1 protein-coding gene is annotated in these 16,621 nt (G+C 69.0%); it reads left to right on the forward strand.

Annotation, left to right across the window (positions count from 1 at the left end):
• Positions 1–9 precede the first annotated feature (9 nt).
• A complete protein-coding gene (locus ACLMAL_RS05200) occupies positions 10–16,614 on the forward strand; it encodes a type I polyketide synthase (RefSeq protein WP_411998017.1) in 16,605 nt (5,534 codons plus the stop codon).
• Positions 16,615–16,621 lie beyond the last annotated feature (7 nt).

Here is a 16,621-nt window from a genome sequence, read left to right on the forward strand (position 1 = left end):
GAATTCCCAATGGTCGAACGAGCGAATGACATCGCTATCGTCGGAATGTCGTGCCGGCTGCCGGGCGCTGCCGACCTCGAGAAGTTCTGGCGATTGCTGCGCGAGGGCCGCGATGCCATCGGATCCGCTCCCGCCGACCGCCCCGGAATCGACGAGACAGCCGGATTCCTCGACTCGGCGTCGGAGTACGACGCCGACTTCTTCGGCGTGCCACCGAACGAAGCACGGTCGATCGATCCACAGCAGCTGCTCGGTCTCGAGCTGAGCTGGGAGGCGCTGGAGGACGCCGGCTACCGCGACCTGGCCGGCGCGCGGGCCGGGGTGTTCCTCGGCTCCACCGGAACCGATTTCGCCGAAGTAGCGGCCGCGCAGGGCAAGCCCGGTGTCGGCAGGCATTCGCTGTGGGCCGTCGGCCGTGGTGTCGTCGCCAACCGCATCTCCAATCAGTACGGGTTCACCGGCCCGAGCCTCGTCGTCGACAGCGGGCAGTCGTCGTCGCTGGTGGCGGTGCACCTGGCCTGTGAATCGGTGCGCAACGGCGAATGCGATGTGGCACTGGCCGGCGGGCTGAACCTCATCCTCTCGCCGTTGAGCGGTGAACGCATCGCACAATTCGGTGCGCGCTCGGCGTCGGGTAAGTGCCGCACCTTCGATGAGAGCGCCGACGGAATCGTGCGAGGTGAAGGCGGCGGCATCATCGTGCTCAAGCCGCTGTGGCGAGCCGTCGCCGACGGCGATCGGATCCATGCCGTGATCCGCGGCAGTTCGGTCAACAACGGCAATGAGCGCCAGGTCTTGAGCGCGCCGAGCGCGGCGTCGCAGGCGTCGGTCATCCGGGCGGCCCTCGCCGCGGCCGGCGTAGAAGGCTCGTCGGTGCACTATGTCGAATTGCACGGCACCGGCACCCCGGCAGGCGATCCGGTGGAGGCGGCAGCGCTCGGCGACACCTACGGTGCGGCGCGGCCCGAGGACGGACCTCTTGCCGTGGGATCGGTCAAGACGAACATCGGGCATCTCGAGGCCGCCGCGGGGATCGCGGGTCTGATCAAGACCGTGCTGTGCCTGCGGCATCGAGAACTCGTGCCGAGTTTGAACTTCCGCGCTCCGAACCCCAGGATTTCGCTCGACGCGTCGAGGTTGCGGGTTGTGACCGGTGTGCAGGATTGGCCCTCGGCGGAAGTCCGCAGGGCGGCGGTGTCGGCGTTCGGCATGGGCGGCACCAATGCGCATGTGGTGTTGGAGGAAGCGCCCGCGGTTCCGACGGTCGATGCCGCGCCTGTTCGCGGCTCGGAGGTTCTGTCATGGGTACTGTCCGCCAGGAGCCGGGAGGCATTGCGGGGACAGGCCGCTCGGCTGCGGGACTGGTTGGACGAGCACCCGGAGGCGGATGGCGCCGACGTGGCGCACTCGTTGTTGCGATCGCGCACGCAGCTGGAGTGGCGCAGTGCGGTAGTCGGTCGTGATCTCGTCGCCATGAAGGCCGGGCTTGCGGCGTTGGCCGAGCCAGGAGCCGACTCAGCTGAGCTCGCGGAGTCCGCGGTGGTGTCAGGTCGCGCGGCGTCGCGGCAAGTGGCGATGGTGTTTCCGGGTCAGGGCAGCCAGTGGCCGGGGATGGCTGCGGGTTTGTTTGCTGCGGGCGGCGTTTTCGCGGAGTCGATCGCCGAGTGCGAGACGGCGTTGTCGCCGTTCATCGAGTGGTCGTTGACCGATGTCGTGCGGGGGGAACCAGGAGCTGCGTCGCTGGACCGGGTGGACGTCGTCCAGCCGGTGCTGTTCGCCGTCATGGTCTCGCTGGCACGGCTCTGGCGCGCCGGCGGCGTCGAACCGAGTGTGGTCATCGGGCATTCGCAGGGCGAGGTCGCGGCGGCCGTCGTCATCGGCGCGTTGTCTTTGTCGGACGGGGCGCGCGTGATCGCGTTGCGCTCCCGAGCTGGGGCCGAGGTGCTCATCCACAAGGGTGCGATGGCCGCGGTCGGTCTGTCCACCGCGGCGGTCCTCGAGCGGTTGGCGCCGTTCGGGGACGAGTTGTCATTGGCGGCGATCAATGGGCCCGCACAGACGGTGGTGTCGGGCGGGTCGGCGGCGTTGGACGAGTTCGTTGCGCAATGCGCGGCCGACGGAGTCTGGGCGAAGCGTGTCCCGGCGACCTGGCCCGGACACTCGAAAATGGCCGAGGAGATCCGGGATCGGATTTTGACGGAACTGGCGCCGGTTCGACCGAGGGCGAGTTCTATCCCCTTCTTCTCCACGGTGTACGCCGACTACGTCGATACATCGACGCTGGATGCCGAGTACTGGTATCGGTCGCTGCGGGAGCCGGTGCGCTTCGCCGAATCGATCGAGGCCCTGATGCGTTCCGGGGTGAACGGATTCGTCGAGACGAGTCCGCACCCGGTGGTTTCCATGGCCGTCGAGCTGACTGCCGACTCGATCGGTCTTGCCGACCGCGTGGCCGTTGTCGGCACCCTGAAACGCGGTCACGGGGGCCAGGAACATTTCGCGGCGGCACTCGCACGCGCCCATAGCGTCGGTATCGATGTACCGCCTGCGGCGCTCGCCAGGGCGGCGACGCGAATCGACCTGCCCACCTATGCGTTCCAGCGGCTGCGCTGGTGGACACCTGGTGACTCGGTCGGCCCGGGCGCGGGCGATGTGAGCAGCGCCGGGTTGATCCATCCGGATCATCCGATGCTCGGCGCTGCGGTGCCGGTCGCGGGCCGGGACGAATGGCTGTTCACCGGCCGCCTCACCCGCGCTGCCCATCCATGGCTCGGCGACCACGTGATCCTCGGGTCGCCCGTCGTGCCGGCGGCCGTATTGATCGAAGCCGCGTTGGGCGTCGGCGCCCGAGTGGCCGCAGGCTCGGTGACGGAACTGCGGATCGAGTCACCACTGCCGACGATCGCCGAGGCGCTGACCATCCAGGTGAGTGTGGCAGCGCCGGACGACCTCGGTCGACGGACGTTCGCGATCCATGCCCGGCCCGACAGCGGCAGCGCAGAGCTCCTCGACGGATCGGGTGACGGGAGGGCGTCCGATGGTGAGGTCGAGACCCAGGAATGGGCCAGGTACGCGACGGGTGTGCTCGCCCCCGACACCGGTGACGCACCGCTCTCGGTGGACGGCGACTGGCCGCCCGGCGCAGCCGAGCCGGTGGCAGCCGCGGAAATGTATGACCGCCTCGGTGCGCGCGGTTTCGGTTACGGGGTGGCATTCCAAGGAGTCACAGCGGCTTGGCGGCGGGGTCACGATGTCTTCGCCGAAGTGTCGCTCGACGCGACGGTGAGTGATCAGGCCGGGCGATTCGGCGTGCATCCAGCTCTGCTGGACGCGATGCTGCATGCGGCCGTCGACGAACTGGCCGACGGATCGGAAGCGGACAGCAACACGTTTGCAATGCCGCTGTCGCTCACCGATATTCGGCTGTACCGCCCCGGATCGGAGGCGGCGCGGGTTCGCCTCGACCGGGTGGATACGAACACCCTTCGCGTCACGGCGTTCGCCGAGGACGGCGCACCGATTCTCGCGATCAAGTCGCTGCTGCTGCATCCGGTCGAGATGGCCGCGACGTCGGCGCCGGATTCGCCCGCCGCCGTGGTTCCCGCGCGTAGGCGGAATTCTGTGGTCACGGGTCCGCTCGCGCCCCGCTTGCTCGCCACCTCCGAGTCCGAACGCGATGCCCTGGTGCTCACGGTGGTCGCCGAGCAGGCCGCGGCAGTCCTCGGCCACGACTCCGCCGCGGCTATTGATCCCGACCAGCCGTTCACCGACTTCGGATTCGATTCGCTCAGCGGTCAGCAACTACGCAATCGGCTGGTGCAGGCCACCGGCACGGAGTTGCCGACGACGCTGGTATTCGACCACCCGACGCCGCGGGCGGTGACCCGGCTGGTGCGTTCCTTGCTCGAAGGTGTCGACCTCGGCAAGCGGCGCGCCGCCCGCCGCACCCGCTCCGACGAACCGATCGCGATCGTCGGAATCGGGTGCCGCTTCCCCGGCGGTGTCGCCTCGGCCCAGCAGATGTGGGACCTGCTCGCCGAGGGCCGCGATGCGATCACTGAGTTCCCGACGGACCGCGGCTGGGATCTCGAGCGGCTGTTCGATCCGGATCCGAGCAAGCCGGGCACCGTGTACACCCGAGAAGGCGGATTCCTCACCGACCCCGGCGCTTTCGACGCGGGCTTTTTCGGTATCGGCCCGCGCGAGGCGGCGGCCATGGATCCACAGCAGCGGCTGATGTTGGAAGTCTCCTGGGAAGCTCTGGAGGACGCGGGGATCGATCCCGCCGCGTTGCGCGGCACCGACACCGGCGTCTACGTCGGCGCGATCTCATCGGGTTACGCGCGCGCGGTGACCGGTGAGCACGAAGGCTTCCGGTTGACGGGGACCTCGCCGAGCGTGATCTCTGGTCGCGTCTCTTATCTTTTCGGGCTGGAGGGGCCCGCGGTCACTGTCGACACCGCGTGCTCGTCGTCGCTGGTCGCACTGCACCTCGCCTGCCAGGCCCTGCGCCGGGGCGAGGCTTCCCTTGTCCTTGCCGGCGGCGTGAGTATCTCCGCGAGCCCACGGCTGTACATCGACTTCGCGCGCCAACGGGGCTTGGCGCCCGATGGACGGAGCAAAGCGTTCGCCGCTGCCGCCGACGGCGTGACCTGGTCCGAGGGGGTCGGCGTGCTGGTGGTCGAGCGGCTGTCGGACGCGCAGCGCCTCGGCCACAATGTGTTGGCGGTTGTGCGTGGCAGCGCGATCAATCAGGACGGTGCGAGCAACGGTTTGACCGCACCGAACGGTCCCTCGCAGGAGCGGGTGATCGCGGCGGCGTTGGCCGATGCCGGGCTGGAGCCGTCGGATGTGGACGCGGTCGAGGCGCACGGCACCGGAACGACTTTGGGTGATCCGATCGAGGCGCAGGCACTGATCAACGCCTACGGCCAGGACCGCGCGGAGCCACTGCGGATCGGATCGCTGAAGTCGAACATCGGCCACGCGGTCGCCGCGGCAGGCGTCGGCGGTGTGATCAAGATGGTGCAGGCACTGCGGCAGCAGACCCTGCCGAAGACTTTGCATGTCGACGCGCCGACGCCGCATGTGGACTGGTCGGTGGGGTCGGTGCGGCTGTTGACCGAGGCGGAGCCATGGCTCACCCGTGGCCGGGTCCGTCGTGCTGGAGTCTCTTCGTTCGGTATGAGCGGCACCAATGCGCACCTGATCTTGGAAGAGGCGCCGCCCTCGAACCCGACCGAACCTGCTGTAGTCGAACGAGATTCGGGTGCCGGTGGTTCCGACGTCCTGTCGTGGACATTGTCGGCGGGAAGTCCGGAGGCATTGCGGGAACAGGCTGTTCGGCTCGAGGAATGGTTGCAGTCGCACGAAGACGTGAATGCCGCGGACGTGGCGCACTCGTTGCTGCGGCACCGCTCGCAGTTCGAGTGGCGCAGCGCGGTTGTGGGGCGGGAGCTGACCGACTTGACGGCCGGGCTGGCGAGTTTGGCCGAGTCACGGCCCGCCAAGGGCACAGACAACGTGGTCTCGGGCCGCGCCGCGGCGCGCCGGGTGGCGTTCGTGTTCCCGGGGCAGGGTAGCCAGTGGCCCGAGATGGCCGGCGAGCTGCTGGCCGCGGGTGGGGTGTTCGCCGACGCGATCGCGGAGTGCGAGGCGGCGTTGGCGCCGTTCGTGAATTGGTCGTTGACCGCTGTGCTTCGCGGCGAGGCGGACGCGGCGTTGCTGGACCGGGTGGATGTGGTTCAGCCCGTGCTGTTTGCGGTGATGGTCTCGTTGGCGCGCGTGTGGCGCGCGAACGGGGTGGAACCCGCGGTGGTCGTGGGGCACTCGCAGGGTGAGATCGCGGCGGCCGTTGTTGCGGGCGGACTTTCGCTGTCGGATGGAGCGCGGGTGGTAGCCCTTCGTTCCCTGGTCGTCGCCGAGGAGCTCGCGGGCGCCGGTGGCATGGTGTCGGTGGGTTCGGCCGCCGAGGCAGTCGCGCAGCGGTTGACGAGTTTCGGGGACCGGCTTTCCGTGGCGGCGGTGAACGGCCCTGCCCAGACGGTGGTGTCGGGGGAATCGTCGGCCCTGGACGAGTTCTTGGCGGCGTGCGCGACCGACGGCGTGTGGGCGAAACGGATTCCGGTGGACTATGCGTCGCACTCGAGGGCCGTGGAGTCGATCCGGGATCGGGTGCTCGCGGAGCTGGCTGCGGTGGCGCCGGTATCGGGCTCGGTGCCGTTCTTTTCGACCGTGGTCGCGGACTATGTCGATACCGAGACGCTGGATGCGGGGTATTGGTATCGCGGGCTGCGTGAGCAGGTGCGCTTCGCCGAGTCGGTCGAAGCGCTGCAGCGCGCGGGGGTGAACGCTTTCATCGAGGTGAGTCCGCATCCGGTGCTGACGATCGGCGTCGAGCTGACAGCGGGGGCGATCGGCTCGGCCGATCGGGTGGCCGTGCTCGGGACACTGAAGCGCAATCAAGGGGGGCCGGAGCAGGTTGCCGCCGCGCTGGCGCACGCCCACTGCGTCGGCATCGAGGTGACGGCGCAGGCATTGGCCCCGGACGCCACTCGGGTGGACCTGCCGACGTATGCGTTCCAGCGCAAGCAGTATTGGTTGCAGCCGAGCGGCGCGCCGGATGTATGGCAGGCGGGCCTCGACGAAGCAGGGCATCCACTGCTCGGCGCGCTGGTGCGGCTGCCGGATTCGCAGGATGTGGTGTTCACGGGGCGGCTGTCGCGAGCCGATCATCCGTGGCTGGCCGACCATACGGTCGCCGGGGTGACCTTGCTGCCCGGCGCCGCCCTCGTGGAGCTGGCCCTGCACGTGGGAACGATGCTGGACTGTCCGCGACTCGACGAGCTGGTGATCGAGGCGCCGCTACCGGTGCCGCCTGTCGGAGCCGTCGAGCTGCGGGTGGTGGCGGGCGGACCGGATGGGACCGGTGCGCGGACAGTGTCGGTGTACTCCCGCGCACGCGGCGCCGAAGAATCCGATCGGGTCGAGCTCAGCGACGGCCCCGGATCGGACGAGTGGGTGCGCCACGCGTTCGCGTCGGTCACCGCTCAGACGGACGTGCCGTCGGCCGACCAGAGCATGGTGAGCTGGCCGCCGGCCGGCGCGGCTGCGATCGAGATCGACGGCGCGTATGCGGATTTGGCGGAGCAGGGTTACGGGTACGGGCCGGTGTTCCGCGGACTGACGGCGCTGTGGCGCCGTGACGATGAAGTGTTCGCGGAGGTGGCGCTGCCGGAGCAGGCGCGGTCGGAGGCCGGGAAGTTCGGTGTGCATCCGGCGTTGCTGGATGCCGCGCTGCACCCGATCCTGCTCGGCGGATTGATTCCGGCCCCGCGCGCCGGTGAGTTGGCTGTCCCGTTCTCGTGGGAGAACGTTTCGCTGTACGCGACGGGGGCGACTTTGCTCCGGGTCCGGGCGGTGGTATCCGGCTCGGGGGCCGGGAGCGAGCGGATCGCGGTGACGGTCGCCGACGGAGCAGGTATGGCGGTGGCCGAGGTGGGCGCGCTGACACTGCGGTCGCTCTCGACCGACGGACTCGGTGCGTCTCGGCGTCGCAGCGAGGGCGCCGGCTACCAGGTGGATTGGGTCGCGCTGGGCTCCGATGCAGAGCAGCTCACCGAAGCTGAAGCCTGGAGTCCCGCCGATGACGGCGAAACCGCCACTATCGGTGGCCGAGTAGTGACGGTACTGCGGCTCGACGAGGCGGCAGGCGATCGTGATCTCCCGGCGGCGGTGCGTGATGCGGTGACCGCGCTGATGGTGCGAGTGCAGCGGCTGCTGACGCGGGACGAGCAGGTCGTCGTGGTGACCAGGCAGGCGGTGGCGGTGCATCCCGGGGAGCCGGTCGACCTGTCCGGTGCGGCGGCGTGGGGTCTGCTGCGTACGGCGCAGAGTGAGCACCCGGACCGGATCCGCGTGGTCGACATCGATGACTCGGCCGACTATCGGCACGGTGTCGTCCTGGCTGTGACGATGGATGGCGAACCCCAACTGGCGGTTCGGCGCGGCACTGCGCATGCACCTCGGCTGAGCCGCGGCATCGCAGATGGCGTGGGCGCGAGTGATCTGGTGCGGACTCCGGCGTGGGCGTTGACCCACCTCGGCAAGGGCACGTTGACCGGAGACAACCTCACGCTGATCGAGACACCCGCCGTGTTGCGGGCGCTCGCGCCCGGCCAGGTTCGGGTGGCGCTGCGCGCGGCGGGCGTGAATTTCCGTGATGTCCTGCTCGCTTTGGGGATGGATTCGGGTGGCAATGACGCGATCTGTGTCGAAGGTGCGGGTGTGGTGCTCGAGGTCGCGCCCGATGTCACCGAATTCGCTCCGGGCGACCGGGTTTTCGGGTTCATCGATGGTGTCGGATCGGTCGCGGTGACCGATCGCCGTCTGCTCGCGCCGATGCCACATGGCTGGTCGTTCGCGCAGGCCGCCGCGGTGCCGGTGGTGTACGCGACGGCCTACTACGGCCTCGTCGACCTGGCCGGGGCACAACCCGGGGAGACACTGCTGCTGCACGCGGCGACCGGTGGTGTCGGCATGGCGGCGGTGCAGTTGGCACAGCATCTGGGGTTGCGTCTATTGGTGACGGCCAGTCGGCCCAAGTGGGATGTGCTGCGCGGCATGGGGTTCGACGACGCGCAGATCGGTGACTCGCGCACCCTGGACTTCGAGCAGAAGTTCCGAGACGTGACCGAGGGCCGCGGCGTGGACATCGTGCTGGATTCGCTGGCAGGCGAATTCGTGGACGCGTCGTTGCGCTTGCTGCCGCGCGGCGGCCGGTTCATCGAGATGGGCCATCTCGACGAGCGCGATCCGGCCCAGGTGGCCGCTGAGCATCCCGGCGTGGATTACCGCACCTTCATGCTGTTGGAGGTGGATCCGGATCGGTTGCGGGAGATTCTCGCGACCGTCGTCGAGCTTTTCCAGGCCGGGGTGTTGACGTCTTCGCCGACGACCGCGTGGGATGTGCGGCAGGCGCCGGAAGCGTTCCGTCATGTCAGTCAGGCTCGCCACATCGGCAAGAACGTGCTCACCGTGCCGACACCGTTGCGGTCGGAAGGCACTGTCCTGATCACCGGCGGCACCGGACGACTCGGCGCGTTGCTGTCCCGGCACTTGATCACCGACTACGGCGTGCGGCGACTGGTGCTGGCAAGCAGGCGTGGGCCGGACGCGCCCGGCGCTGCCGAACTCCAGGCCGAGCTGGTCGCGCTCGGCGCGCACGTGGACGTGGTGGCCTGCGATACGGCTGATCGGGCCGCGCTGGATGCAGTGTTGACGGCGATCCCGTCGGAGCATCCGTTGACCGGCGTATTCCACACCGCGGGTGTGCTGGCCGACGGTCTGCTGGCAGGCATGACGCCGGAGCGGATCGCGGAGGTACTGCGGCCGAAAGTGGATGCCGCGTGGAATTTGCACGAGGCGACAAAGGATCTGGATCTGTCGGCGTTCGTGCTCTATTCCTCGATCGCGGGTGTGATCGGCAATCCGGGCCAGGCGAACTACGCGGCCGCGAATGTGTTCCTGGACGCGTTGGCACAACACCGGCACGTGGCCGGTTTGCCGGCGACGTCGATGGCGTGGGGGCTGTGGAAGGAGAGCACCGGTATGACCGGTGGTCTCGGCGAGGCCGATATCGCCAGGTTGCGCCGCGAGGGTTTCATTCCGCTCGGCGACGAGGACGGTATGGCGCTGTTCGATGCGGCCCTTGCCGTCGGCCGGGCGGCAGTCGTGGCCGTCCGGGTCGATCGATCCGCACTCGCCGAGGCAGGTTCCGACGGTCCGCGCGCGCTCATGCGCGGTTTGGCGCGGCCGTCGCGCCGCCGCGTCAGCATCGGCGCGAGCGAGTCATCGGTGCTGGCCACGCAGGTGGCGGGCCGCCCGGCGGCCGAGCAGGAACGCATCATCCTCGAGGTGATCCGCACCCAGGCAGCAGCGGTCCTAGGTCACGACAACGCCGAGTCGATCGCCCCGGACAAGCCGTTCAGCGATATCGGGTTCGACTCGCTCGGTGTCATGGAATTCCGCAACCGGCTGGTCAAGGCCACCGGTATGCAGTTGCCTTCGACCCTGGTATTCGACTATCCGACCGCGGAGGCGATGGCGAAGCTGGTGCGATCCCGCGTCGCGCCGACGACCGCGGACGGACCCGCTCGGCAGGCCCCGCGCCGGGTTCGGGCGGACGAACCGATCGCCATCGTCGGGATGAGCTGCCGGTTCCCCGGAGGTGTCGCATCACCGGACGATCTCTGGGAGCTTCTCGCGTCCGGAACCGACGCGACCGGAGCTTTCCCGACCGATCGCGGCTGGGATCTGGAGCGGCTGTTCGATCCGGACCCCGACAAGCCCGGCACCATCTACACCCGCCGCGGCGGATTCCTCGACGCCGCAGGCGATTTCGACGCCGGCTTCTTCGGCATCGGCCCCCGCGAGGCGTCCGCGATGGACCCGCAGCAACGGCTGCTGCTGGAAGCGTCCTGGGAGGCGCTGGAGGAGGCAGGCATCGACCCGATCTCGTTGCGCGGCAGCGACACCGGAGTCTTCGCCGGAGCGTGCTTCTCGGGTTACTACGATCGGGTGACCGGCGATCTGGAGGGCTTTCGGCTCACCGGCACCACACATAGCGTGATCTCCGGCCGGGTGGCTTATACCCTCGGCCTCGAAGGCCCCGCCGTCACCGTGGACACCGCATGCTCGTCGTCCCTGGTCGCTTTGCACCAGGCCTGCCGTGCGCTACGTCAGGGGGAGACCTCGCTGGCGCTGGCGAGCGGCGTGACGGTCGCGGCAGCGCCCTACGTCTACATCGATTTCGCGCGGCAGCGCGGGCTGTCTCCGGAGGGTCGCTGCAAGTCGTTCGCCGCCGGGGCCGACGGCGTCGCCTTCTCCGAGGGCGTCGGTGTTCTGGTGCTCGAGCGGCTCTCCGACGCCGAGCGGCTCGGCCACAACGTCTTGGCCCTGGTGCGCGGGTCGGCGGTGAACCAAGACGGTGCGAGCAACGGTTTGACCGCACCGAACGGTCCCTCGCAGGAGCGGGTGATCGCGGCGGCGTTGGCCGATGCCGGGCTGGAGCCGTCGGATGTGGACGCGGTCGAGGCGCACGGCACCGCAACGACTTTGGGTGATCCGATCGAGGCGCAGGCACTGATCAACGCCTATGGGCGCGACCGCGCGGGACAACCGCTGCGGATCGGGTCGATCAAGTCGAATATCGGGCACACCATCGCCGCGGCAGGCGTCGGTGGCGTGATCAAGATGGTGCAGGCGCTCCGACACGAAACTCTGCCGAAGACGCTCCATGTGGATGAGCCGAGCCCGCACGTGGAATGGTCGGAGGGCAACGTCGCGTTGCTGACCGAGGCCGCGCCGTGGCCGGTCGGCGAGCGTGTCCGCCGTGCGGGGGTGTCGTCCTTCGGCGTCAGCGGCACCAACGTGCACGCCATCCTGGAAGAAGCACCGGCCCGTCGGGTGCAGACATCGCTGCCTGCGCCCATCGACCGGCCCCGCCCTGACACCGTTGTTCCGTGGTTGGTGTCGGCGGATTCCGAGTCGGGTCTGCGGGCGCAGGCAGATCGACTGCGGCAGTGGATGATCGGCAATGCCGACGCGGATGTGTGGGATGTCGCGTACTCGCTGATGACGTCCCGGGCGCGATTGGATCGGCGTGGCGCCGTCGTCGGTCGCAATCGCGACGAGCTGCTGGCCGGTCTGGCCGATCTGGCGGCAGGTGCACCGGGAACGATCGAGGAGACGGTCGGGTCGGGCCGGACGGCGTTCCTGTTCACCGGGCAGGGTGCGCAACGGGCTGGGATGGGTGCGGGGTTGTACGCGGCCTTCGACGTGTTCGCTGCGGCGTTCGACGAGGTGTGCGCCCAGATCGACCCGCTGCTCGGGCTGTCGCTGCGGGACCTGGTGTTCGACAAGGACGGTGCGGCGCTGCTGGATCGGACCGAGTTCACCCAGCCCGCCCTGTTCGTGTTCGAGGTGGCGCTGTACCGGCTGCTGGAATCGTTCGGCGTCGTGCCGGACGTGCTGATCGGGCACTCGATCGGGGAACTCGCGGCCGCCTATGTGGCGGGTGTGTGGTCGTTGCCGGACGCGTGCGCCCTGGTGGTTGCCCGCGGGCGATTGATGGGGGCGCTGCCCGAGGGCGGGGCGATGCTGGCGGTCGCGGTGCCGGAGGCGCGAGCGAGCGCGGTGCTCACCGGGTTCGCAGGCCGGGTGTCGATGGCCGCGGTGAACGGCCCGTCGTCGGTGGTCCTGTCCGGGGAGGTATCCGCGATCGACGAGATTGCGGACGCGTTCGTCGCGGAAGGAGTCAAGATCTCCCGGCTCCGGGTGAGTCACGCGTTCCATTCGGCGTTGATGGAGCCGATGCTCGACGAGTTCCGTGGCATCGCAAAAGAGTTGACCTACCACCAGCCGACCGTCTCGATCGTGTCGAACATCTCGGGTGCCCTGTTCGGTGACGAGGTGACCGATCCGGAGTACTGGGTCGAGCAGGTGCGCGGTTGCGTCCGGTTCGCGCCGGGCATCGGCACCTTGGTCGAGACCGGGGTGCGGCGCTTCTTGGAGATCGGACCGGATGCCGTGCTGACCGCGATGGTTGGGCAGTGTCTTGCCGAGACTCCCGGCGTCGAGGCCAAGTCGACGGCGCTCGCTGCCGCCCGGCGCTCGACCGACGAGCCCACCCAGTTCGTTTCCGCGCTGGCCGCTGCCGACGTCGCGGGGATCCGCATGGACTGGACATCGTTGTTCGCCGACCACTCCGTGGCGCGAGTGCCGTTGCCCACGTACGCGTTCCGACACCGGCGGTATTGGCTCCAGCCGGTCGCCGCGCCGGACACCTGGCAATCGGGCCTGGACGAAGCGGGACATCCGCTGTTGAGCGCGATGGTGCGGCTGCCGGATTCCGATGACGTGGTGTTCACGGGCAGGCTCTCGCACGCAGCCCATCCGTGGCTGGCCGACCATACGGTCGCCGGAGTGACCTTGCTGCCCGGTGCGGCCTTCGTGGAGCTGGCCTTGCATGTGGGAACGATGGTGCAGTGCCCACGACTCGCCGAGCTGGTGATCGAGGCGCCGCTGCCGGTGCCGTCCACCGGTGGCGTCGAGCTGCGGGTGGTGGCGACCGGGCCGGACGAGACGGGCGCGCGGACGGTGTCGGTGTACTCCCGTTCGCGTGGTGCGGACTCCGGTAATGGAGCGCAGCGTGTGCGCATCGACACAGCCGGTCGCAGCGAGCACACCGACGGCCCCGATGACCAGGCGCCACAGTGGGTTCGGCACGTGGTCGCGACAGTCGCTACCCAAGCGGGCACACCGTCGATCGACACGAGTATGGCGAGCTGGCCGCCGGCGGGCGCGTCTGCGATGGACATCGACCATGTCTATGCAGATCTGGCGGAGTTGGGTTATGAGTACGGACCGGCGTTCCAGGGACTGACTGCGCTCTGGCGGCGTGCCGATGAGGTATTCGCGGAGGTCGCACTGCCGGAATCCGTCCGATCGGCAGGCGGGGAATTCGGTGTGCATCCGGCGCTGCTGGACGCCGCCTTGCACGTGCTCCTGTTCGGCGGGCTGCTGCCCGCCCCGCAGGCCGGTGCGGTGGCCGTCCCGTTCTCGTGGGAGAACGTCGCGCTGCACGCCACCGGGGCGACCGCGCTTCGGGTCCGGGCGACCGCGACCGGTTCCGCGACGGGCGACCGGATCGCGGTGACGCTCGCCGACACGTCGGGCATGGTGGTGGCCGAGGTGGGTGCGCTGACGCTGCGGCCCATTTCGACCGATTCGCTCGGTTCGGCGCACCGCAGGACCGACGGCGTCGGCTATGGCGTGGACTGGGTCGCGCTCCCAGCGGGCGAGTTCACCGAGACAGGAGAATGGAGTGCCGCCGAAGACGGTGAAACCGTCTCGATCGCGGGCCGGACGGCGACGGTGTTGCGGCTCGACGCCGCGCCGGTGGAACGCTATCTCCCGGTGCAGACGCGGGATGTGGTCGCGGCGCTGACCGCGCGCGTGCAGCGGTTGCTGACGCAGGACCAGTCCATCGTCGTCGTGACCAGCCAGGCGGTGGCAGTGCATCCCGGCGAGGCCGTAAATCTGACCGCCGCGGCGGCATGGGGTCTGCTGCGCACAGCGCAAAGCGAGCACCCAGACCGGATTCTCGTGGTCGACATCGACGTGTCGGTCGACTATCGGCGCTGGGTGGAGCTGGCTGTGACGACAGAGGGTGAACCCCAGCTGGCGATACGGCGAGGCACCACGCACGTGCCACGGTTGCACCGCGCGGGTTCGGATGTGCACGGGGTCTCCGCGTTGCGGGGCACCTCGGAATGGGCCCTCACGCCGCTCGACAAGGGCACATTGACCGAAGACAACTTCGGTCTGCGCGATCATCCCGCCGCGACGGCGCCGCTGGAGCCGGGCCAGGTCCGGGTGAGCATGCGGGCGGTCGGCCTCAACTTCCGTGACGTGCTGGTCACGCTCGGCACCTACCCCGACCCGAACGCCCGGATCGGCGGCGAAGGCGCGGGCGTCGTGCTCGAGGTCGCGCCCGATGTCACCGAATTCGCTCCGGGCGACCGGGTTTTCGGGTTCATCTCCGGTGTCGGATCGGTCGCGGTGACCGATCGCCGTCTGCTCGCGCCGATGCCACATGGCTGGTCGTTCGCCCAGGCCGCCGCCGTTCCGGTGGTCTACGCGACGGCCTACTACGGCCTCGTCGACCTGGCCGGCGCACAACCCGGCGAGACCCTGCTACTGCACGCCGCGACCGGTGGTGTCGGCATGGCGGCGGTGCAGGTCGCGCGGCACCTGGGGTTGCGTCTGCTCACTACCGCCAGTCGGCCCAAGTGGGATGTGCTGCGCGGCATGGGGTTCGACGACGCGCAGATCGGTGACTCGCGCACCCTGGACTTCGAGCAGAAGTTCCGAGACGTGACCGAGGGCCGCGGCGTGGATATCGTGCTGGATTCGCTGGCAGGCGAATTCGTGGACGCGTCGTTGCGCTTGCTGCCGCGCGGCGGCCGATTCGTCGAAATGGGCATGATCGACCGGCGTGATCCGGCCGAAGTGGCCGCCGAATATCCGGGGGTGCGCTACCGGAGCTTCATGCTGCTGGAAGCGGATCCGGATCGGTTGCAGGAGATCATGCGGATTCTGGTCGGCCTCTTCGACGACGGAACGTTGACGTCTTCGCCGACGACCGCGTGGGATGTGCGGCAGGCGCCGGAAGCGTTCCGTCATGTCAGTCAGGCTCGCCACATCGGCAAGAACGTGCTCACCGTGCCGACACCGTTGCGGCCCGACGGCACCGTGCTGATCACCGGCGGCACCGGTGGACTGGGTGCGCTCCTCGCGCGGCATCTGATCACGGCTTACGACGTGCGCAGTGTGGTATTGGCGAGCAGGCGTGGGCCGGACGCGCCCGGCGCTGCCGAACTCCAGGCCGAACTCATCGCGCTCGGCGCGGAGGTCGACGTGGTGGCCTGCGATACGGCCGACCGGGCCGCGCTGGATGCAGTGTTGGCGGCGGTCCCGCGGGAGCATCCGTTGACCGGCGTATTCCACACCGCGGGTGTGCTGGCCGACGGTCTGCTGGCAGGCATGACGCCGGAGCGGATCGCGGAGGTACTGCGGCCGAAAGTGGATGCCGCGTGGAATTTGCACGAGGCGACAAAGGATCTGGATCTGTCGGCGTTCGTGCTCTATTCCTCGATCGCGGGTGTGATCGGCAATCCGGGCCAGGCGAACTACGCGGCGGCGAATGTGTTCCTGGACGCGTTGGCACAACACCGGCACGTGGCCGGTTTGCCGGCGACATCGGTGGCATGGGGACCGTGGCGGGCGAGCACCGGCATGACCGGTGGTCTCGGCGAGGCCGATATCGCCAGGTTGCGCCGCGAGGGTTTCATTCCGCTCGGCGACGAGGACGGTATGGCGCTGTTCGATGCGGCCCTTGCCGGCGGCCGGGCGGAGTTCGTTGCGGCCCGGGTCGATCGGTCCGCGCTCTCCGAGGTCGGCACCGACGACTTGCGCGCGGTCATGCGAGGTTTGTCACGGCCGTCGCGGCGCCGGGTCAGTAATACGCCGAGCGAGTCGCCCGATCTGGCGGCACAACTGGCGGGCCACTCGGCGGCCAAGCAGGATCGGATCGTCCTCGAGGTGATCCGCGCCCAGGCCGCGGCGATCCTCGGCCACGACGGTGCGGACTCGATCGCCCCGGACAAGCCGTTCAGCGATATCGGGTTCGACTCGCTCGGTGTCATGGAGTTCCGCAACAGGCTGAAATCGGCAGTCGGCGTGCAGTTGTCTGCAACCGCGATGTTCGACTATCCGACCCCTGCGGAGCTCGCCGGTTTCCTCCGCCAAGAGATCGCTCCGGACGTCGATTCCTTCGATCGGATCGCGGCCGAGGTCGAGTCGTTGGCGCGCAGTTGCGCCGCGGCCGATCTGTCGCCTGCGGACCGTTCCGACATCGCACTCAAGTTGCAGGCGATGTGGCGCGAGCTCCAAGGCAAGGACGCGAGCGAGCCCGATCTGGGCGGCACCGCCGAGGTCCTCGACGCCGCGGACGACCGCGAACTCTTCGACTTCATCGACAACCTCGGCTGATTCGTCG

It is taken from the genome of Nocardia sp. CWNU-33 (assembly GCF_046764895.1).
Lineage (GTDB): Bacteria > Actinomycetota > Actinomycetes > Mycobacteriales > Mycobacteriaceae > Nocardia.